General features: G+C 58.6%; 32 protein-coding genes. All 32 read right to left on the reverse strand.

What is annotated here, in order from left to right; all coding sequences use genetic code 11:
- A partial coding sequence (locus tag B060_RS0121905) for a TCR/Tet family MFS transporter (RefSeq protein WP_018083950.1) occupies positions 1–1,199 on the reverse strand: 1,199 nt, incomplete at its 3' end.
- 156 nt (positions 1,200–1,355) lie between these two features.
- On the reverse strand, positions 1,356–1,508 hold the full coding sequence (locus tag B060_RS27490) for a hypothetical protein (protein WP_018083951.1): 153 nt from the start codon (positions 1,506–1,508) through the stop codon (positions 1,356–1,358).
- A gap of 219 nt (positions 1,509–1,727) precedes the next feature.
- A complete protein-coding gene (gene rplQ / locus B060_RS0121915; RefSeq protein WP_018083952.1) occupies positions 1,728–2,144 on the reverse strand; it encodes a 50S ribosomal protein L17 in 417 nt (138 codons plus the stop codon).
- A 243-nt stretch (positions 2,145–2,387) separates the two neighbouring features.
- Positions 2,388–3,404, reverse strand: coding sequence for a DNA-directed RNA polymerase subunit alpha (locus tag B060_RS0121920; RefSeq protein WP_018083953.1), 1,017 nt, complete (start codon positions 3,402–3,404; stop codon positions 2,388–2,390).
- A gap of 72 nt (positions 3,405–3,476) precedes the next feature.
- The gene (rpsK, locus tag B060_RS0121925) at positions 3,477–3,866 is read right to left on the reverse strand and encodes a 30S ribosomal protein S11 (RefSeq protein WP_018083954.1); all 390 of its coding nucleotides are present in this window, start codon (positions 3,864–3,866) and stop codon (positions 3,477–3,479) included.
- A 15-nt stretch (positions 3,867–3,881) separates the two neighbouring features.
- Complete coding sequence (gene rpsM, locus B060_RS0121930) at positions 3,882–4,250, reverse strand: 30S ribosomal protein S13 (RefSeq protein ID WP_018083955.1); 369 nt, start codon at positions 4,248–4,250, stop codon at positions 3,882–3,884.
- Between the two features lie 321 nt (positions 4,251–4,571).
- Positions 4,572–5,132 carry an adenylate kinase gene (locus B060_RS0121935; protein ID WP_018083956.1) on the reverse strand — a complete coding sequence of 187 codons (561 nt, stop codon included), beginning with the start codon at positions 5,130–5,132 and terminating at the stop codon, positions 4,572–4,574.
- On the reverse strand, positions 5,129–6,514 hold the full coding sequence (gene secY / locus B060_RS0121940) for a preprotein translocase subunit SecY (RefSeq protein WP_026173060.1): 1,386 nt from the start codon (positions 6,512–6,514) through the stop codon (positions 5,129–5,131). The genes B060_RS0121935 and secY overlap by 4 nt, the downstream gene beginning before the upstream one ends.
- Positions 6,515–6,694: 180 nt before the next feature.
- The gene (gene rplO / locus B060_RS0121945) at positions 6,695–7,225 is read right to left on the reverse strand and encodes a 50S ribosomal protein L15 (RefSeq protein WP_018083958.1); all 531 of its coding nucleotides are present in this window, start codon (positions 7,223–7,225) and stop codon (positions 6,695–6,697) included.
- Between the two features lie 193 nt (positions 7,226–7,418).
- Positions 7,419–7,595 (reverse strand): 50S ribosomal protein L30, encoded by a 177-nt coding sequence (gene rpmD / locus B060_RS0121950; protein ID WP_018083959.1) that lies wholly within the window; start codon positions 7,593–7,595, stop codon positions 7,419–7,421.
- Positions 7,596–7,598: 3 nt separating this feature from the next.
- Positions 7,599–8,168, reverse strand: coding sequence for a 30S ribosomal protein S5 (rpsE, locus tag B060_RS0121955; RefSeq protein ID WP_018083960.1), 570 nt, complete (start codon positions 8,166–8,168; stop codon positions 7,599–7,601).
- Positions 8,169–8,179: 11 nt separating this feature from the next.
- Positions 8,180–8,533 carry a 50S ribosomal protein L18 gene (gene rplR / locus B060_RS0121960; protein ID WP_018083961.1) on the reverse strand — a complete coding sequence of 118 codons (354 nt, stop codon included), beginning with the start codon at positions 8,531–8,533 and terminating at the stop codon, positions 8,180–8,182.
- 3 nt (positions 8,534–8,536) lie between these two features.
- A complete protein-coding gene (gene rplF, locus B060_RS0121965; RefSeq protein WP_018083962.1) occupies positions 8,537–9,070 on the reverse strand; it encodes a 50S ribosomal protein L6 in 534 nt (177 codons plus the stop codon).
- 42 nt (positions 9,071–9,112) lie between these two features.
- The gene (rpsH, locus tag B060_RS0121970) at positions 9,113–9,511 is read right to left on the reverse strand and encodes a 30S ribosomal protein S8 (protein ID WP_018083963.1); all 399 of its coding nucleotides are present in this window, start codon (positions 9,509–9,511) and stop codon (positions 9,113–9,115) included.
- 15 nt (positions 9,512–9,526) lie between these two features.
- Complete coding sequence (gene rpsN / locus B060_RS0121975) at positions 9,527–9,832, reverse strand: 30S ribosomal protein S14 (RefSeq protein WP_018083964.1); 306 nt, start codon at positions 9,830–9,832, stop codon at positions 9,527–9,529.
- 17 nt (positions 9,833–9,849) lie between these two features.
- Entirely contained in the window at positions 9,850–10,410 is a 561-nt protein-coding gene (gene rplE / locus B060_RS0121980; RefSeq protein WP_018083965.1) for a 50S ribosomal protein L5, read from the reverse strand.
- Positions 10,403–10,726, reverse strand: a complete 324-nt coding sequence (gene rplX, locus B060_RS0121985; RefSeq protein WP_018083966.1) for a 50S ribosomal protein L24 — start codon at positions 10,724–10,726, stop codon at positions 10,403–10,405. The genes rplE and rplX overlap by 8 nt, the downstream gene beginning before the upstream one ends.
- The gene (rplN, locus tag B060_RS0121990; RefSeq protein WP_006273901.1) at positions 10,726–11,094 is read right to left on the reverse strand and encodes a 50S ribosomal protein L14; all 369 of its coding nucleotides are present in this window, start codon (positions 11,092–11,094) and stop codon (positions 10,726–10,728) included. Before rplN ends, rplX begins: the two co-directional genes overlap by 1 nt.
- A 17-nt stretch (positions 11,095–11,111) precedes the next feature.
- Entirely contained in the window at positions 11,112–11,351 is a 240-nt protein-coding gene (rpsQ, locus tag B060_RS0121995; RefSeq protein ID WP_018083967.1) for a 30S ribosomal protein S17, read from the reverse strand.
- A gap of 12 nt (positions 11,352–11,363) precedes the next feature.
- Complete coding sequence (rpmC, locus tag B060_RS0122000; RefSeq protein WP_018083968.1) at positions 11,364–11,573, reverse strand: 50S ribosomal protein L29; 210 nt, start codon at positions 11,571–11,573, stop codon at positions 11,364–11,366.
- Between the two features lie 5 nt (positions 11,574–11,578).
- Entirely contained in the window at positions 11,579–12,013 is a 435-nt protein-coding gene (gene rplP / locus B060_RS0122005) for a 50S ribosomal protein L16 (RefSeq protein WP_018083969.1), read from the reverse strand.
- A 5-nt stretch (positions 12,014–12,018) separates the two neighbouring features.
- Positions 12,019–12,774 carry a 30S ribosomal protein S3 gene (gene rpsC, locus B060_RS0122010; protein WP_018083970.1) on the reverse strand — a complete coding sequence of 252 codons (756 nt, stop codon included), beginning with the start codon at positions 12,772–12,774 and terminating at the stop codon, positions 12,019–12,021.
- On the reverse strand, positions 12,774–13,166 hold the full coding sequence (gene rplV / locus B060_RS0122015; protein ID WP_018083971.1) for a 50S ribosomal protein L22: 393 nt from the start codon (positions 13,164–13,166) through the stop codon (positions 12,774–12,776). Before rplV ends, rpsC begins: the two co-directional genes overlap by 1 nt.
- Positions 13,167–13,168: 2 nt before the next feature.
- The gene (gene rpsS, locus B060_RS0122020; protein ID WP_018083972.1) at positions 13,169–13,447 is read right to left on the reverse strand and encodes a 30S ribosomal protein S19; all 279 of its coding nucleotides are present in this window, start codon (positions 13,445–13,447) and stop codon (positions 13,169–13,171) included.
- A 2-nt stretch (positions 13,448–13,449) separates the two neighbouring features.
- Positions 13,450–14,286, reverse strand: coding sequence for a 50S ribosomal protein L2 (gene rplB, locus B060_RS0122025; protein WP_018083973.1), 837 nt, complete (start codon positions 14,284–14,286; stop codon positions 13,450–13,452).
- Between the two features lie 16 nt (positions 14,287–14,302).
- Positions 14,303–14,599, reverse strand: a complete 297-nt coding sequence (locus tag B060_RS0122030) for a 50S ribosomal protein L23 (RefSeq protein WP_018083974.1) — start codon at positions 14,597–14,599, stop codon at positions 14,303–14,305.
- Positions 14,600–14,604: 5 nt separating this feature from the next.
- Positions 14,605–15,237 carry a 50S ribosomal protein L4 gene (rplD, locus tag B060_RS0122035; RefSeq protein ID WP_018083975.1) on the reverse strand — a complete coding sequence of 211 codons (633 nt, stop codon included), beginning with the start codon at positions 15,235–15,237 and terminating at the stop codon, positions 14,605–14,607.
- 2 nt (positions 15,238–15,239) lie between these two features.
- On the reverse strand, positions 15,240–15,983 hold the full coding sequence (gene rplC / locus B060_RS0122040; RefSeq protein ID WP_018083976.1) for a 50S ribosomal protein L3: 744 nt from the start codon (positions 15,981–15,983) through the stop codon (positions 15,240–15,242).
- An 11-nt stretch (positions 15,984–15,994) separates the two neighbouring features.
- Positions 15,995–16,303, reverse strand: a complete 309-nt coding sequence (rpsJ, locus tag B060_RS0122045; RefSeq protein WP_006273890.1) for a 30S ribosomal protein S10 — start codon at positions 16,301–16,303, stop codon at positions 15,995–15,997.
- Between the two features lie 401 nt (positions 16,304–16,704).
- Complete coding sequence (locus B060_RS0122050; protein ID WP_018083977.1) at positions 16,705–17,853, reverse strand: GNAT family N-acetyltransferase; 1,149 nt, start codon at positions 17,851–17,853, stop codon at positions 16,705–16,707.
- Positions 17,854–17,942: 89 nt separating this feature from the next.
- Entirely contained in the window at positions 17,943–18,584 is a 642-nt protein-coding gene (locus tag B060_RS0122055; protein ID WP_018083978.1) for a glutathione S-transferase family protein, read from the reverse strand.
- Between the two features lie 344 nt (positions 18,585–18,928).
- On the reverse strand, positions 18,929–19,396 hold a 468-nt coding region (locus tag B060_RS0122065; protein ID WP_018083980.1), incomplete at its 5' end, for an EF-Tu C-terminal domain-related protein.

Consider the following 19,396-nt stretch of genomic DNA (forward strand, 5'->3'; position numbering starts at 1 on the left):
GCCGCCACCAGAAAGGCTGCGCCGCTATAGAGCATGGCCACGCCGGGCCTGGTCACCGTGGAGAGCACAAAGCCGAAGATCAGCGGCGCCACGATATTGCCAAGGGTCGTCAGGCTCATGTTCGAGCCCTGCAGGGTGCCCTGCTCTTTCGGATCGACCTTGCTGCTCATCAGCGACTGGATATTGGGCATGGCCAGCCCTCCAAGGCAGCCAACCGAGATGAAGGCCACGAAGACCATCCCGTTCGGGGCCAGACCATAACCGATATAGGCGATCAAAGAGGCCACAATGCCGATATACATGGCCTTGCGTTCACCAATCCATTTGGTGATCATGCCGGTCAGCCCGCCCTGCACGATGGCCGACAGGATACCCACCACAGCCAGCATCAGCCCCACCTGTGTCGGTCCCCAGCCGAAGCGGTAACCAGCATAGAGCACCATGGTGGTCGGGAAGACGCTCTGACCGAACATCAGCAGGAAATACATGAACGACAGGCGCATCACCTGCGCCGAGCGCGCCAGGAATTTGATGGCGCCGATCGGATTCGAGGTGCGGAAGCTGAACGGTTTGCGTTTTTCCTTCGGCAGCGATTCCGGCAGGACGAACAGGCCATAGAGGAAGTTGCACAGGCTTAAGGCCGCAGCGAAGAAAAACGGATAGTGGTTGTTGCCATCAAACTGGATCGGTCCCCAGTGCAGCCCGCCGCCCAGCACACCGCCGAGGCTGGGCCCGACCACAAAACCGACGCCAAAGGCCGCGCCCATCAGGCCGTAGACGCTGGCGCGCTTTTCCGGCGCCGTGACATCGCTCATATAGGCGTAGGCGGTTGAAATGCTCGCCGAGGTGATGCCCGAGATGATCCGGCCCGCCAACAGCCACCACAGGCCGGGTGCCAGCGCCATGAACAGAAAATCGACACCGGTGCCGAAGTTCGAGGCCAGAATGACCGGCCGACGGCCGATGGCGTCGGACAGGCCGCCCTGGATCGGTGAGAAGATGAACTGCGCCAGCCCCCAGGCCGCGCCGAAAATGCCCGTCCAAAGGCCGGCCTCGGACACCGAGCCGCCGAGGAAGGCCTTGATCAGATTGGGCAGCACCGGAATGATCACCCCGATTGACAGCATATCGAGGAAGACCGTCACCAGAATAAAGACGGCGGCGGCTTTACGTGGGGCAGCTACAGGCGTTTCCGACATGTCCGGTCTTCCTTGTTATACAGACTCTGTAACGGCATTACGCCGATACGCCAAGTCTAGGCACCGGTTCTAAGTCGCTGGCTGTCCGTTTCTGTCAGCAAGCATTAAAAAAGCCCCCGCGTGAACGGAGGCCTTTCCTACTGAACGGACTTTAGTTTAATCGCTGGTGCGGATACGATCCAGCACAGGCGAAGAGAACAGCGGTGTCGTGGTATCGGCGTCCTGTCCTTGTTCCGGTGACAGGCTCATATCGCCTGACGCTTCCAGCGTCTGTTCGGCCGGGTCGGCGATAGCGTAATCGTCAATCATGTTACCCTCCTTGAAATGCGATGAACTCAAAAGACAGGGCGCACAGGGCCTTGCCTAGACTAAATGCTAACCGTCTTTTTATGAAACGCGAAATAACGCTTCATGACGTTTGATCACGCCTCCGTTAACAGATGTAACCAAATCGTAAAAATGGGTGCGGCGCAATAAAAAACCCCCGGCGAACCGGGGGTTTCTAAGGATTGACCTGTGGGTCGAAACCTATTCTTCATCGCCAGCGGCTTCATACACCGGACCGGAGTCGAGGCCCTTGGCAGCTTCGTCGCGATCGACGAACTCGATGATCGCCATCGGGGCGTTATCGCCGTGGCGGAAGCCGGCCTTCATGATGCGGATATAGCCGCCGTTACGATCGGCGTAGCGCTTGCCGAGGACTTCGAACAGCTTGCCGACCTGGGTCACGTCGCGGACGCGCGAAATGGCGATGCGGCGGTCGTGCAGGGTGCCCGACTTGGCCAGGGTCACCAGCTTCTCGACGAAGGGACGGATTTCCTTGGCCTTCGGCAGGGTGGTGACGATTTGTTCGTGCTTGATAAGCGAAGCTGCCATATTGGCGAACATGGCGATACGGTGCGAAGATGTACGACCGAGTTTGCGATGGCCTGAACCGTGACGCATAATAAGTTCTCCAAAAGACCGGCGGCATGCAGCGCGTCCGGTCTCCCAAAAGCGAGCCTGAAAACAAAGGTCAGCAACCGATCGGCCCCTGCCCGTTCCAGACGTCCAAGCGAAATGCCTGGAAATTACCGCGACAAGGTTTTGGTCTTTCGCGGCAAGTCAGAAACTGAAAAAACCAGTTCCTAAAAAAAGGAAGCCCGGATGATTGCTCATCCGGGCTCACCTTAACTTATAGCAGAACTTCTAGATTTGATCTTCGAATTTCTTGGCCAGGTCTTCAACGTTTTCCGGCGGCCAGTTCGGGATATCCATGCCGAGGCTCAGGTTCATGGAAGCAAGAACTTCCTTGATTTCGTTGAGCGACTTGCGGCCGAAGTTCGGCGTGCGCAGCATTTCGGATTCCGTCTTGAGGATAAGATCGCCGATATAGACGATGTTATCGTTCTTCAGGCAGTTGGCCGAACGGACCGACAGTTCGAGTTCGTCAACCTTCTTGAGCAGGGCCGGATTAAACGGCAACTCAGGCTTACCTTCTTCAACCACAGGAGCCTTAGGCTCTTCGAAGGTGATGAAGATTTGCAGTTGATCCTGCAGGATGCGCGCCGCGAAAGCGACCGCGTCAACCGGCGTGATTGCCGCATTGGTTTCGACGTCGAGGATGAGCTTGTCCTTGTCGAGCCATTGACCGTGACGAGTCGGCTCAACGCGATAGGCCACCTTCTTCACCGGCGAATAGAGCGCATCGACGGCGATGAGGCCGATCGGGGCGTCTTCCGGACGGTTCTGATCGGCGGGAACATAACCCTTGCCGTTCTGGATGGTGAATTCCATGCGCACAGACGCGCCCTCGTCCAGCGTGCAAATCACGTGTTCGGGGTTGAGGACCTCGATATCGGCAGGCACATCAATCTGGCCGGCGGTGACCGGACCAGCACCCGACGCGCGCAGAACCATGCGCTTCGGACCTTCGGCGTGCATGCGCAGCGCCAGTTGCTTGATGTTCAGGATAATGTCGACGACGTCTTCGCGGACGCCTTCGATGGAGGAGAATTCGTGCACCACGCCGTCAATCTGGACGGAGGTGACAGCCGCGCCTTGCAGCGAGGAGAGGAGTACGCGACGCAGCGCGTTACCGAGGGTCACGCCAAAACCGCGCTCCAGAGGCTCCGCGACAAGACGCATCTTGCGCGAAGGATCGGAACCCGCTTCGACTTGTGGCTTCTCGGGACGAATAAGCTGTTGCCAGTTTCTTTCGATCATTTACGTCCCTCAAGACAGGAAAGGTCGCCCTGCCAAATCGGCAGAGCGACTAAAAAAATAGGGAATAATAAATTAAACGCGACGACGCTTCGGCGGACGGCAGCCGTTGTGCGGGATCGGGGTCACATCACGGATGGTGGTGATGGTGAAGCCAACAGCCTGCAGGGCGCGCAGAGCCGATTCACGGCCCGAACCCGGACCAGCGACGCTGACTTCCAGAGTCTTGACACCGTGCTCGATGGCTTTCTTGCCAGCGTCTTCGGCAGCAACCTGAGCGGCGTAAGGGGTGCTTTTACGCGAGCCCTTGAAGCCCATAGTGCCAGCCGACGACCAGGACACGGTGTTGCCTTGCGCGTCGGTGATCGTGATCATGGTGTTGTTGAACGAGGCGTTGACGTGAGCCACACCCGAGGTGATATTCTTGCGTTCGCGCTTTTTAACGCGGGAAGGTTCTTTAGCCATTGGTCAGACTATTCCTTACTTCTTCTTGCCGGCGATGGGCTTCGCCGGACCTTTGCGCGTGCGCGCGTTGGTATGAGTACGCTGACCGCGCACGGGCAGACCCTTACGGTGACGCAGGCCGCGGTAGCAGGCCAGGTCCATAAGGCGCTTGATGTTCATGGAAACTTCACGGCGCAGATCGCCCTCGACCGTATAGTCCCGATCGATGGTTTCGCGGATTTGCAGCACTTCGGCATCCGAAAGCTGATTGACACGGCGCGCATCTTCGATGCCGACCTTCTGAACAATCTCTTCAGCGTGCTTGGCGCCGATGCCGTGAATATATTGAAGCGCGATCACTACGCGCTTGTTGGTCGGAATATTGACGCCTGCAATACGGGCCACTTGAGGTATCTCCTGCAACGTATTCCGCAGAACACGTCTAAAAAACGAAAGGTGACACGTATGCCCCCCGGTCACCCCGAATAGTCAGGCCGACCGTGATTCATACGCGCGATTTCGCGGAAGCTGCCCTTATAGAAGGGTTTTGGCTCCCGTCAATGGTTTAGTTTTAAAAAAGCAAACCAAACGAAGTCTGGTTATACTTTTTTAATCTTATCTGAATGCTCGGCGCCAAAGGTGCTTCGCATCTCCGTCTTTTGGGCAGATGCCCGAGCCAAAGATCGCTTTCACGACCTCTGGCGAATCTCGTTTCAGGCCTGAGCCCTAGGCCAGCGCCCCTTCGATACGGGCAGCGACATCTTCCACCGCACCCATGCCGTCGATCTCGTAAAGCTTGCCCTGCGCCGCGTAGTAAGGCAGCAACGGCGCGGTCTGGGCATTATAAGCCGCCAGGCGCACCTTGTAGGCTTCCGGATTGTCATCCGAACGACCTTCTTCGGCGAAGCGGGTTTCAATCCGCGTCACCAGGGCCTGCTCGTCCACCTTGAGGCGGACAACCTTGTCGATCTTCGCGCCGCGCTCACCGAGCATGGCATCGAGGGCTTCGGCCTGCGCCACAGTACGCGGGAAACCGTCGAAGATAGCGCCACCGGCGGCTTCCGCGGCCGGCAAATTTCCCTTGATCAGGTCGATCACGATCTCATCCGAAACCAGACCACCCGTGGCCAGGATATCCCTGACCTTGAGGCCAAGTTCGCTTTCCGCCTTGATCGCGGCCCGCAGCATGTCGCCCGTCGAGAGCTGAACCATGCCGCGCGTCGTGACCAGACGCTTTGCTTGCGTACCCTTGCCCGCCGCGGGGGGACCAAACAGGATGATGTTCATCGACCGATCCTTCCGCGGGTGCCGGCGGCTGCCGACTTGCTGCCCGTCTTGAGCTTGGATTTCTTGATCAGGCCATCATACTGGTGGGCCAGAAGGTGAGACTGGATTTGCGCCACGGTATCCATGGTCACGGTCACCACGATCAGGATCGAGGTGCCGCCGAAGTAGAAGCTGTTGCCCAGCGCCGAAATCATGAATTCCGGAAGAAGGCAGACGATGGTGATGTAAGCCGCGCCAAGAACCGTAATGCGGGTCAGAACGAAATCGAGATATTCCGCCGTACGCTTGCCAGGACGAATGCCCGGCAGGAAGCCGCCGTACTTGCGCAAGTTTTCCGCCGTCTCGTCCGGATTGAAGACCAGCGAGGTGTAGAGGAAGGTGAAGAAGATGATCATGGCCGCGTAGAGGATCATGAAGATCGGGTGGCCATGCGTCAGTTGCGCGCTCATCGACGGCAGCCATTGCAACCAGCTCGGGATCTTGTCCGGGTTCTGGCCAACGAAAGCCAGGACGGAGGTCGGCATCAGCAGCAGCGACGAGGCGAAGATCGGCGGAATGACACCGGCCGTATTGACCTTCAGCGGCATGAAGGACGATTCACCGCCCATGATCTTGTTGCCAACCTGGCGCTTCGGATACTGGACCAGCAGACGGCGCTGCGAGCGCTCCATGAACACGATAAAGACGATGGCGGCGATCAGGACCGCGACGATAAGGATCAGCGAGGCCGGACCGATGTCACCGGTAGAGCCCATGCTGAGCAGACTGCCGACGGTGCGCGGCAGAACCGCGACGATACCGGCGAAGATGATCATGGACGAACCGTTGCCGATGCCGCGCGAGGTGATCTGCTCACCCAGCCACATCAGGAACAGCGTGCCGCCGGTCAGGGTGGCCACAGCGGTAATGATGAAGAAAGGACCGGACTGGATGGCCAGACCCGAGGTCTGCATCGCAGACGCGATACCGAAGGACTGGATCAGGGCCAGAACGACCGTCAGGTAACGGGTATATTGATTGAGTTGCTTGCGGCCGGCTTCGCCGCCTTCCTTGCGCAGCTTTTCCCACGGCGCATAGACGGAGCCCATCAACTGGATGATGATAGAGGCCGAGATGTAGGGCATCAGGTTCAGCGCGAACACCGCCATGCGCTCAACTGCGCCCCCGGCGAACATGTTCATCATGCCGAAAATGCCGTTCGACTGGCCGGAGAAGGCCTGCGTGAACGCCACCATGTTGATGCCCGGCAGCGGCACATAGGTGCCGAGTCGGTAGACGATCAGCGCGCCGAGCGTAAAGAGCAAACGCTTGTGGAGATCGGTCGCCTTGGAAAAGGCGCCGAAATTCATATTGGCGGCGAGTTGTTCAGCAGCAGAAGCCATAAAGTCCTCAAATTCGCATGGGGCGCCTGCGCCCTTATGATCACCCAAAAGGGTCGGATGGGGTTATATGCGATTCTTGAGAAACCGCCCTCACCCATTCCGACCCATATGGGGTACGCATGTCGAAACGTCAAATGCACGACATACTTGGCCGGGCATAACCCGGCCAATCAGTTTGGCTTAAGCCTTGCGCGCAGCCTTAGCAGCGGCGACCTTTTCGGCGCGAGCGACGACCTTGGCTTCGACTTCGGTACGCTTTTGCACGACCGAGCCACCCGCAGCTTCCACAGCCTTGATGGCGCCGGCGGAAGCGGAATAGACCTTAAGCGACAGCTTCGCAGTCAGTTCACCTTCGCCGAGCAGACGCACGCCGTCGAGTTCACGACGGATAACACCGGCAGCAACCAGGACAGCCGCATCGATGTCGCCCTTGGCGTCGAGCTTGCCGGCGTCGATCGCCTGTTGCAGGCGCCACAGGTTCACTTCAGCGAACTTGAGGGCGAAAGGATTGTTGAAACCGCGCTTGGGCATGCGCATGTACAGCGGCATCTGGCCGCCTTCAAAGCCCAGGAGCGAAACGCCCGAACGGGACTTCTGACCCTTGACACCGCGACCGGCGGTCTTGCCCTTGCCCGAACCGGGACCACGGCCAACGCGCATACGGCCCTTGGTGGAGCCAGGATTGTCGCGGAGTTCATTCAACTTTGTCATCGTATTTTGCCTTTTTTGTTGCCCTATCGCTTCGCTGCTTGAGGGCACTGATGAATAATGCGCTGGTCAGAAGACCAACTCGGCTTGAAAAATAATTTGCCCTTTTAAGAGCAAAGAAGCGCGCCTGTTACAGCACGCTCCAGAAGAGATCAAGCCCGTCGGCCGATTTTGTCAGCGGACGGGCTCAAATCTTTTACTCAACAATCGCTACCATGTGGGCGACCTTGGCGATCATGCCGCGAACCGAGGGAGTGTCTTCCAGAACGGAGACACGGCCCATCTTGTTCAGGCCGAGACCGGCGAGCGTGGCCCGCTGGTCCTTGGTACGACGGATCGGCGAACCGGTTTGCTTAATCGTAACAGTAGCCATCTCTTAACCCTCCAGCGATTCAGGCGACGAAGCGCCATCGGCACGGCTCTTCAGAAGGTCACCGACCTTCTTGCCGCGCTTCGAGGCGATCTGACGGGGCGACGATTGCACCTTCAGAGCTTCGAACGTGGCGCGAACCATGTTGTAGGGGTTCGACGAGCCCATGGACTTGGCGACGACGTCCGAAACACCGAGGGTTTCGAGAACGGCACGCATCGGACCACCCGCGATGACGCCGGTGCCCGGAGGGGCCGCGCGCATCTGAATCTTGCCGGCGCCCCAACGGCCGTAACCGTCGTGGTGCAGGGTGCGGGATTCGCGCAGCGGAACGCGGATCAGGGACTTCTTGGCTTCTTCGGTCGCCTTGCGGATGGCTTCAGGCACTTCGCGTGCCTTGCCATGACCGTAGCCGACGCGGCCTTTTTGGTCACCAACGACCATCAGGGCAGCAAACGAGAAGCGACGACCACCCTTGACGGTGGCGGCGACGCGGTTGATAGCGACCAGCTTTTCAACGAATTCCGAAGGTTCTTCGTTGCGGTCGCGGGAGCGGTTTTCGCTAGGACGGGCCATGAACGATTCCCTTAGAAGTTAAGACCGGCTTCACGCGCGGCTTCCGCCAGCGCCTTCACCCGACCGTGATAGATGTAGCCACCGCGATCGAACACGACGTCCTTGACGCCTTTTTCGATGGCGCGTTGCGCAACCAGCTTGCCGACTTCGATAGCCGCCGCTGCATCCGAGCCCTGCTTCTTGCCGCCTTCCAGCGACGAAGCGGACACGATGGTCACGCCGCTCTGGTCATCAATGACCTGAGCGTAGATGTTTTTGTCCGAACGGAACACCGACAAACGCGGGCGGCCGTTGGAGAGCTTCTTGAGGCGCGTACGGTTACGTTGCGCGCGACGAGCCAATTGTTCACGAGGAGACAGAGCCATGACTTACTTCTTCTTGCCTTCCTTGCGGCGAACCTTTTCGCCAGCATACTTAACGCCCTTGCCCTTGTAAGGCTCAGGCGGACGGATCTTGCGGATCTTAGCCGCCAGTTCACCGACCAGTTGCTTGTCGATGCCCTGAATCTTCACTTCCGTCTGCTTCGGCACCACGAAGGTGATACCTGCGGGCGGGTCGATGATGACAGGGTGCGAGAAGCCGAGCGAGAGTTCCAGCTTGTTGCCTTGCAGGGCGGCGCGATAACCAACGCCGACCATTTCCAGGCTCTGTTCGAAACCTTCGGTCACGCCCTTCACCATATTGGCGATCAGCGTACGCGACAGGCCCCACATCGACCGGTGGCGAGCGGTTTCGCCACGCGGCGAAACGTTCAGGCTTGCGCCGTCTTGCTTGACTTCGATTTCTTCAACAACAGTCCAGCTCTGGACGCCCTTGGGGCCCTTCACCGAAATGTCTTGCCCGTTCAGCGTGATGGTCACGCTGGCCGGGACTGCGATGGCTTTTTTACCAATCCGGGACATTTTAAAACTTTCTAATGCCTTAAGTGTCCTCGGCCGTGTCTATTAATAGACGCGGCAGAGAACTTCACCACCCACGTTGTTTTCGCGGGCGTTGTTGTCAGACATGACGCCCTTGGGCGTCGACAAGATCGAGATACCCAGGCCGTTCTTTACCGGCTTCAGGTCCTTGATCGACGAATAGACACGACGACCGGGCTTGGACACGCGGGAGATTTCCGCAATGACCGGCGCGCCGTCGAAGTACTTCAGTTCGATTTCGAACTGCGGGAATTCACCAGGTGTTTCCACGACTTCGTAACCACGGATGTAGCCTTCGTCCTTCAGGACGTCGAGTACGTGGGCACGCAGCTTGGAAGCCGGGGTGAGCACCTTCGAACGCTTGCGCATGGCAGCGTTCTTGATACGGGCGATCATATCGCTCAGAGGATCATTGACGAACATTCTATATCCTCCTTCTTACCAGCTGGCCTTGGTCATGCCCGGAATCTGGCCTTGATTGGCCAGCTGACGGAGCGCGATCCGGCTCATGTGGAGCTTGCGATAGTAGGCACGCGGACGGCCGGTGACTTCACAACGGTTGCGAATGCGGGTTGCATTCGAGTTACGGGGCAGTTTGGCCAGCTTCAGGCGAGCGTCGAAACGCTCTTCCAGAGGCAGGTTTTCATCGTTAGCGATCGCTTTGAGGGCTTCGCGCTTGGCGGCATATTGAGCCACCAGCTTCTTGACCATCTCGTTGCGGTTTACAGCGCTTTTCTTTGCCATTTTCTCTCTCTACCCGCTTAAGACGTGAACGGGAACTGGAAATGCTTCAGAAGCGCCTTAGCTTCCTTGTCACTCGGAGCCGTGGTGCAGACAACGATGTCCATGCCCCACATCTGATCGATCTGGTCGTAGTTGATTTCCGGGAACACGATGTGTTCGCGAAGACCCATGGCGTAGTTGCCACGACCATCGAAGCTGTTGCCGTTCAGACCACGGAAGTCTTTCACGCGCGGCAGGGCGATGGTGATCAGGCGGTCGAGGAATTCGTACATACGATCCTTGCGCAGGGTCACCTTGGCGCCGATCACCATACCTTCGCGCAGCTTGAAGCCGGCGATGGAGTTACGGGCCTTGGTTTCCGCCGGCTTTTGACCGGTGATCGCAGCCAGATCCTTGATGGCGCTCTTGACCTTCTTGGAGTCGGCAGTCGCTTCACCGATACCCATGTTCACGACGATCTTGTCGAGCTTGGGGACCTGCATTTCGTTGGTGTAGCCGAACTCGGCCTTCAGGGCGTCCCGGATGGTATCCAGGTAGACCTGCTTGGCGCGAGGGACGTACTTTTCAGCATTAGCCATTGATGACATCTCCCGTCGTCTTGGCGTAACGAACCTTCTTGTCGCCTTCGACCTTGAAACCGACGCGGGTCGGCTTGCCGTTCGAGTCAACATGAGACACGTTGGAAACGTGCACAGCCGCTTCCTTGTTGATGATGCCGCCTTGCGGGTTACCCTGCGACGGACGGGTGTGGCGCTGGACCATGTTCAGGCCCTGAACGATCACGCGCTCAGCTTGACCGTCCTTGGTGACAACCTTGGTGACAGAGCCCTTGCGGCCCTTGTCCTTGCCGGTCACCAGGACGACCTGGTCGCCCTTTTTGATTTTAGCAGCCATTAGATGACCTCCGGAGCCAGGGAAATGATCTTCATGTGGTTCTTGGCGCGAAGTTCGCGCGGAACCGGTCCGAAGATACGAGTCCCGATCGGCTCGCTCGACTTGTTGACGATCACCGCGGCGTTGGTGTCGAAACGGATCACGGATCCGTCCTTACGCTGGATGTCCTTCGAGGTACGCACGACGATGGCGCGCAGAACGTCGCCCTTCTTCACGCGGCCACGAGGAATGGCTTCCTTGACCGAAACGACGATCAGGTCACCCACCGAGGCGTAGCGGCGCTTCGAGCCGCCCAACACCTTGATGCACATGACCCGACGTGCGCCGGAATTATCGGCCACTTCCAGGTTAGTTTGCATCTGAATCATGGTTCAAACTTTCCTAGTTAGTTGGCTTCGCGTGGGAGAACTTCCCACGTTTTAAGCTTCGACTTGGGCGCACATTCGATAATACGAATCTTTTCGCCGGCCTTGAAATCATTAGCTTCGTCATGAGCGTGATAACGCTTCGACACACGCACCGTCTTTTTCAAACGGGGGTGCAGAACGGTACGTTCCACTTTCACAACCACGGTCTTGTCGCCCTTATCGGAGACAACCAGACCTTCAAGAATGCGCTTGGGCATGGTCTATTTCCTTTAGGCAACAGACTTGCTGGCAGCGCGTTGCGCCGTCAGCAGGGTCTGGATGCGGGCGATATCCTTGCGGATCTCGTTGACGCGGTGAGTTTTCTCGAACTGCCCAGTGGCCTTTTGGAAGCGCAGGTTGAACTGCTCTTTCTTGAGGCCCAGGAGCTGTTCGTGCAGTTGATCGGAGGTCTTGCTCCGAAGATCGGCAATCTTGGTCATAGGTCCTACTCCGCGGCCATGGCCACACCGGCGTCGATACGGGTAACGACGCGGGTGGAAACAGGCAGCTTGGCGGCGCCGAGACGAAGCGCTTCACGCGCGATGTCGTCGGGCACGCCGTCGATTTCAAACAGGATGCGGCCGGGAGCCACGCGGGCGGCCCAATGGTCGACAGCGCCCTTACCCTTGCCCATACGGACTTCGGCGGGCTTACCCGTGACGGGCAGATCCGGGAAGATACGGATCCACACGCGGCCCTGGCGCTTCATTTGGCGCGTGATGGCACGACGAGCGGCTTCGATCTGGCGAGCGGTCAGACGCTCCGGTTCGACAGTCTTCAGACCATACGAACCGAAGTTCAGCGTGTAACCACCCTTGGCGTTACCGTGGATACGGCCCTTGAAGGCCTTCCGGTATTTTGTACGCTTGGGAAGCATCATGGGAGTTACGCCTCCTTATTGTTGCGATCGCGGCGCGGGCCACGATTGTTACGGTCACCACGTTCCGGGCGCTCGTTCGACGACGGGCCGGCCGCTTCGGCTGCCCAACGCTTGTCCTGAGCCATCGGATCGTGCTCGAGCACTTCACCCTTGAAGATCCAGACCTTGATACCAATGATACCGTAGGTGGTCAGAGCTTCGGCGAAACCCATGTCGATGTCGGCACGGAGGGTGTGCAAAGGCACGCGGCCTTCACGATACCATTCCATACGGGCGATTTCCGCACCGCCGAGACGACCCGACAGGTTCATACGGATACCCTTGGCGCCGAGACGCATGGCCGACTGGATCGAACGCTTCATGGCGCGACGGAAAGCCACGCGGCGTTCCAGTTGCTGAGCGATCGATTCGGCGACCAGCTGCGAGTCGACTTCGGGCTTGCGCACTTCGACCAGGTTCAGGAACACTTCGCCTTGCGTCAGGACGGAAACGTCCTTGCGCAGCTTGTCGATGTCCTGGCCCTTTTTACCGATCACGACACCCGGACGGGCGGCGTAGATGGTAATGCGGCACTTCTTGTGCGGGCGCTCGATGATGATGCGCGACACGCCGGCAGCGTTCAGCTTTTCCTTCAGAACCTTGCGGATCTTCAAGTCCTGGTGAAGCAGCTTGGCGTATTCCTGACGCGCGGCGAACCAGCGCGAGTCCCAGGTGCGGTTAATGCCGAGGCGCAAACCGATCGGATTAGCTTTCTGACCCATTATGCAGCCTCTTGAGATTCTGCGCCGATTTCACGGACGACGATGGTCAGTTCCGAGAACGGCTTGATGATACGCGACGAACGGCCACGAGCACGCGAAGCGAAGCGCTTCATGACAATGCCCTTACCCACGAAGGATTCGGCAACGATCAGGTTGTCGATGTCGAGGTTGTGATTGTTTTCGGCATTCGAGATCGCCGAATAGAGCGCCTTGCGGACGTCCTTGGCGATGCGCTTGCGGGAAAACTCAAGCTCGTTGAGTGCGCGCTGCACCTTGAGGCCGCGGATCGAGGCGGCGACCAGGTTCAGCTTTTGCGGACTGATACGGATCGACACCAGCTTTACGCGGGCTTCATTGGTGGCAACACGACGAGGATTCTTTGTCTGAGACATGATTACTTCCTCTTCGCCTTCTTGTCAGCAGCGTGGCCGGGGAAGTTGCGCGTGGGCGAAAACTCACCGAACTTCATGCCAACCATGTCTTCCGACACGAGCACGGGAACGTGCTTCTGACCGTTATAAACGCCGAAGGTGATGCCCACGAACTGGGGCATGATCACCGAACGGCGCGACCAGGTCTTGATGACCTCTTTGCGGCCACTGGCCAACGTCGCTTCCGCCTTCTTGAGAAGGTGGCCGTCGACGAAGGGGCCTTTCCATACGGAGCGTGCCATGATTAGCGAGCCTTCTTCACGTGACGCGAACGGATGATGTACTTATCCGTCGCTTTGTTAGTACGAGTCTTGCGACCCTTGGTGGGCTTGCCCCAAGGTGTCACAGGGTTACGACCACCGGAGGTCTTGCCTTCACCACCACCGTGCGGGTGGTCGACCGGGTTCATGGCAACGCCGCGAACGTGCGGACGGAAGCCCATGTGACGGACGCGACCAGCCTTACCGAGGCTTTGGTTCATGTGGTCCTGGTTAGACACCGCGCCGACCGTAGCCATGCAGGTATCGAGAACCATGCGAAGTTCGCCCGAACCCAAACGGATCTGAGCATAACCATTGTCGCGACCGACGAGCTGAGCGTAGGCGCCGGCCGAGCGGGCCAGTTGGCCGCCCTTGAGGGGCTTCAGTTCAACATTGTGGATGATCGTGCCGATCGGCAGCGAACGCAGCGGCGCGGCGTTGCCGGGCTTCACGTCGACCTTCTCGGAAGCGATAACCGTGTCACCGGCCTTGAGGCGTTGCGGGGCCAGGATATAGGCCTTCTCACCGTCGGCGTAGGTGATCAGCGCGATGAACGCGGTGCGGTTTGGATCGTATTCCAGATGGTCGACCGTGGCGGGCACGTCGAACTTGCGACGCTTGAAGTCCACGATGCGATAGAGGCGCTTAGCGCCGCCGCCACGGAAACGAACAGCGATGCGACCTTGCGCACCACGGCCGCCCGACTTGGTCAGACCTTCGGTCAGAGCCTTTTGCGGCTTGCCCTTGAAGAGTTCCGAACGGTCGATAAGCACCAGGCTGCGACGGCCGGGCGAAGTCGGATTAAATTGCTTTAAAGCCATTTGCTTTGCCCTTCCCTTACAGACCGGTTGTGATGTCGATCGTCTGGCCTTCAGCCAAAGTCACGATTGCTTTTTTGACGTCTACGCGACGACCCTTGACGCCCTTGAAACGCTTGGTCTTGCCCTTGGTGACGAGTGTGTTCACCTTGGTGACCTTGACGTTGTAGATGGCTTCAACGGCGGAAGCGACTTCGTCCTTCGAGGCGTCGAGCGCGATCTTGAAGACGACCTTGTTCTGCTCAGAAAGCAGAGTGGCCTTTTCAGTGATGTGCGGCGACAGAAGAACGTCGAAATTACGGATGGTAGCAGCCATGATACTTAGGCCTCCACTGCGAAGCGCGCTTCGATAGCTTCAACCGCCGACTTCGTCAGAACCAGCGTATGGCGGCGAAGAATGTCATAAACATTCAGACCGGCCGTCGGCAGGACGTCGATATTGGGGATGTTGCGCGAAGCGAGAGCGAAGTTGGCATCCACTTCCGGACCGGTGATGAACAGAGCGTTCTTCAGGCCCAGCTTCTCGAAGGAAGCCAGAAGTGTTTGCGTCTTCGGGGTGTCGATCACGGCCTGATCGAGAACGATCAGCGAGCCGGACTTGATCTTGGACGAAAGTGCATGGCGAAGACCGAGCGCACGGACCTTCTTGGTCAGATCGAACGCATGCGAGCGAACAACCGGACCGAAGGCGCGCGAACCGCCGACGAATTGCGGGGCACGGCGCGAACCGTGACGTGCGCCGCCGGAGCCCTTTTGCTTGTACATCTTCTTACCCGTGCGAGAATTCTCGTTACGGGTTTGCACCTTGTGCGTACCGGCGCGGCGCTTGGCCAACTGCCAGTTGACGACGCGCGACAGGATGTCCGAGCGGATTTCATCGATCCCGAAAACGAGATCCGAAACATCCACCGAGCCAGCCTTGGAGGCGTCAAGCTTGATAACGTCGAGTTTCATGATTATTCAGCCCCTTCAGCTGCCGGGGCTTCCGGAGCAGCTTCAACAGCAGCCGAAGCCGCCTTCTTGATGCCAGCCGGGAACGGCAGACCGGCCGGAGCCGCCTTTTTAACAGCGTCGCGGATCTTCACGTAGGAACCTTCCGCACCCGGGACAGCGCCACGGATGAAGACGAGGCCACGCTCAGCGTCGATACGAGCGACAGTGAGGTTCAGCGTGGTGACAGTCTCGACACCCAGATGACCGGCCATCTTCTTACCCTTGAAGACCTTGCCCGGATCCTGGCGCTGACCGGTCGAACCGTGAGCACGGTGAGAGACCGAAACACCGTGGGTGGCGCGCATGCCGCCGAAGTTCCAGCGCTTCATGGCACCGGCAAAACCCTTACCGATGGACGTGCCCTGGATATCGACGCGCTGACCTTCGACGAAGTGATCAGCCGAAAGCTCGGCGCCGACTTCGACAAGGGCGTCTTCCGTGACGCGGAACTCGGTCAGGATGGCCTTAGGCTCAACCTGAGCCTTGGCGAAACGGACGCGCTCGGGATTGGAAACGTTCTTGGCCTTGCGGGTACCGGCACCAAGCTGCAGGGCGACGTAGCCATCCCGCTCCTGAGTGCGCTGCGCGACGACCTGACAGCCTTCGAGCGACAGCACGGTAACCGGCACGTGAACGCCAGCTTCGTCGAAGAAGCGGGTCATACCGAGCTTTTTGGCGAGAAGGCCTGTTCTTTGAGTCTGACTCATTGTCCGCGCCCTTAAATCTTGATTTCGACGTCGACGCCAGCCGACAGGTCGAGCTTCATCAGCGCGTCCACAGTCTGCGGGGTCGGATCGACGATATCGAGGACACGCTTGTGCGTGCGGATTTCGAACTGTTCGCGCGACTTCTTGTCGACGTGCGGCGAACGGTTGACGGTGAAACGCTCGATCAGCGTGGGCAAGGGGATCGGTCCCCGGACGGTAGCACCCGTGCGCTTGGCCGTATTGACGATCTCACGTGTGGAATGATCCAGGACGCGGTGATCGAAGGCCTTGAGCCGGATGCGGATATTTTGACGATCCATATCGCTCGTATTCCCAAAGAAGGTGCGTTTAACGCGTCCAGTGAACCATTTCAAAGACCAACTCGCCCTCAGAAGCCTGAGCACGAACGCGATATCCGCAAAAACAAAGCCCTCGCGGTATTACCCGCGCGGGCCGTTGAACAAACAGGTCAAAGCCTCTTAAAAGAGGATGCAAGACCTGTCTTGCTTTATGCTTGCAGACCGCGTTTGACACCCGAGGACGCCACAGCCGATCTAACAGAGTGGCGCTTATGCCCAAACGACTCGCTTTCGTCAAGCCTCAATTGCATGAAAGCGTGAGAAAATAAGCGACAGAGGATTCTTTGGCTTTCCACGCGCAGTTATCCCCTTCCCCGCCGGGGAATTGGACGTCCTTTAGTGTAGAAAGCGATTTGGGTCTATCAGACCTTGGCAGGCCTGATGCGCATGAGGGCGCGCTGGCCCATGGCATAAACCGCCTTGCCCCACCCCACGAAGCTGACCTCGGTCGAGCGGATGACATTAACCCGGCGCCGCAGACTCAGGCGCAGCTGCTCCACCTTCGGTCTCACCGGCAGCATGGCCACGGTCGCATCGACCATAAGGCTGGCGATACGCGGCGTATATTGCAGATTGCCTTCATAACAATTCCCGCCAAAGGTCGTCAGCGGTGATTTGTAATCCTCGCCGCCTGTGCCGAAATCGAAACTCCTGATGCCCTTGGGCGCCAACTCACGGATGATCGCCATGGTCAGCACAATCCCCACCGTATAGCGGTAATAGTCCGCATCGTAGGCCGGGAACCAGAGATGGACGCTGTCCTCATTCATCAGGCTGATTTCTGCCGCCACCAGCTTGCCATTATGGCGGAAGACGCCAGCGCGCAGGCCATAGGTCTCGTCATCGAACGCGGCCAGGTTATCAAGCAGATCGCGCGTCCAGCCGCAATCAAAGATATCGTGCAGGCCCGTCTTCTTATACTGCTCACGCTTGAGCGCGATCACCCAGTCCAGGATCTCCGGCGTCACCCGCTCCCAGGTAAAGTCGAAGCCGCCGAAGTCCTTGGCGATGTTGCGTTCGCAGCGCGCGACGTTCTTGAAAAACTTGTGATGCTCATGATCCTGTTTGGCGTACCAAGCATCGAAGCCTTCCGACGTATCGGCCACGCGGCGCTGAAGCATCAGCGCTTCCGCTTTACCGCACATCGGGCCAACCCAGCCCTGGAAATCGAGCCGTTTGGCCCTGGTCGCCGTCAGCAATGCCATATAATCGAACGGGCAGCCGGCCTCACCGATCAGTCCGTGATAATCGGTCATCGGCGCACCCAGCGGCTGCAGTGCGCCGGCACGGATCTGAAACGGGAAATAGCCGACAACACGGCCGTCCTGGGTGATGCGCGCCACCGCACCGCCAGGCACCTTCGCCCCCATCGCCTGCACATAGCGGATATCGAAATAGGGACCGGACAGTTCCGGACGCGACGCCACGAAACCGGACCAAAAGCGCGCGTCCTCACGCGTCAGATCCTGCGGACGGAGAATGTCGACCTGGGTTTCCGCATGTCCGCTCATCTAATTCTTCGCCTTGTTACAACCTTCAGGATCGCTCGTTATAGCACGACAGGGTTTACACCCGGCTAAGCGGCAAGGTTAGCCAAGGCTTAATCCTGGCTGGGAGGGCCGATAAAGGGCTGCGAAATCGTCTTGAAAACATCGAGTTGTTCGCACTGGGCGCTATGGAACGACAGGGCCGGCCAGGCCGCGAAATCGATCGTCGGATGGGCTTCGCGCGCGTGGCGCAGGCTGCACGCCAGGATGATATCGGCGTGCGTCATCGTGCTACCCAGCAGCCAGCGCGATTTGGCCTCAGCGCGAATATTTTCCAGCACATCAAGCACAGCGCCGATCTGCGTCTGGCAGCGCTCCAGCCAGACAGGCGATGTTTCCTTGTGCAGCACCTGTTCGTAAAACAGGGCGATGGCCTTGTCGGAAAAGCCGCTGCTCAAGGCTATATAATAGAGCGCCTTTTGCCGGTCAGGGCCCGAAGCGGCGATCAGGGGCTCTATGATGTCGGCCGCCCGCACCTGCTCATCGAGCCAGTCAAGCGCATAGGCGCTCTCAAGAATGATATCGCCGGTGTCGAGGATCAGGGTCGGCACCCGTCGCAACGGGTTAAATGGCGCGATCTTGTCGCCGTCGCCGAAGGTCGACCACGGGCGATGCTCGAACGTGAAACCGTAGAGCGTCAGGGCAATGCCGACGCGCCGCACGTAGGGACTGTCATATTGGCCGATCAGGATCATCGTGAGGGCGCCTGCTGCGCTTGCACGGCATGACTCACACCAACGCCGCCATACATGCCGGCGCACGCCGTGCACATCAGCGCACCGATCAGGATTACAACTCTCCGCATATGATCTCTCCGACAGCCACCCGCGCCTATGATGAGCGGGAGACGCAGAGCTGTCAAAACAAGATTGAAGGCAAAGGGCCGCAGGCCCTTTGAGCCCATAGGATCAGCATACGCTGGCACAAACAAAAACCCCGCCGGTTTTCACCGTCGGGGTTTTCATTATTCAGTCGCTGCCTTTTCAGGCAAACCCATATCTAACTCTTTCGAGTTATGGGTTAAGGGTCTTTACGACCCTTACTCGACGATCTTGGCAACGACGCCGGCGCCGACGGTACGGCCACCTTCACGGATAGCGAAGCGCAGCTTCTCTTCCATGGCGATCGGGGTGATCAGTTCAACGTCCAGCTCAGCGTTATCGCCAGGCATGATCATTTCCACGCCTTCGCGCAGGCGGATGATGCCCGTCACGTCGGTGGTACGGAAGTAGAATTGCGGACGGTAGTTGGTGAAGAACGGCGTGTGACGACCGCCTTCTTCCTTGGTGAGGATGTAGGCTTCAGCCACGAACTTCGTGTGCGGCGTTATCGAGCCGGGCTTGCAGAGAACCTGGCCGCGCTCAACGTCTTCACGCTTGGTGCCGCGCAGCAGAACGCCGACGTTGTCACCAGCTTGACCTTGGTCGAGCAGCTTGCGGAACATTTCAACGCCCGTGCAGGTCGTCTTCTGAACCGGACGGATGCCGACGATTTCGACTTCTTCACC

The sequence above is a fragment of the Asticcacaulis benevestitus DSM 16100 = ATCC BAA-896 genome (assembly GCF_000376105.1).
Taxonomy (GTDB): Bacteria; Pseudomonadota; Alphaproteobacteria; order Caulobacterales; family Caulobacteraceae; genus Asticcacaulis; species Asticcacaulis benevestitus.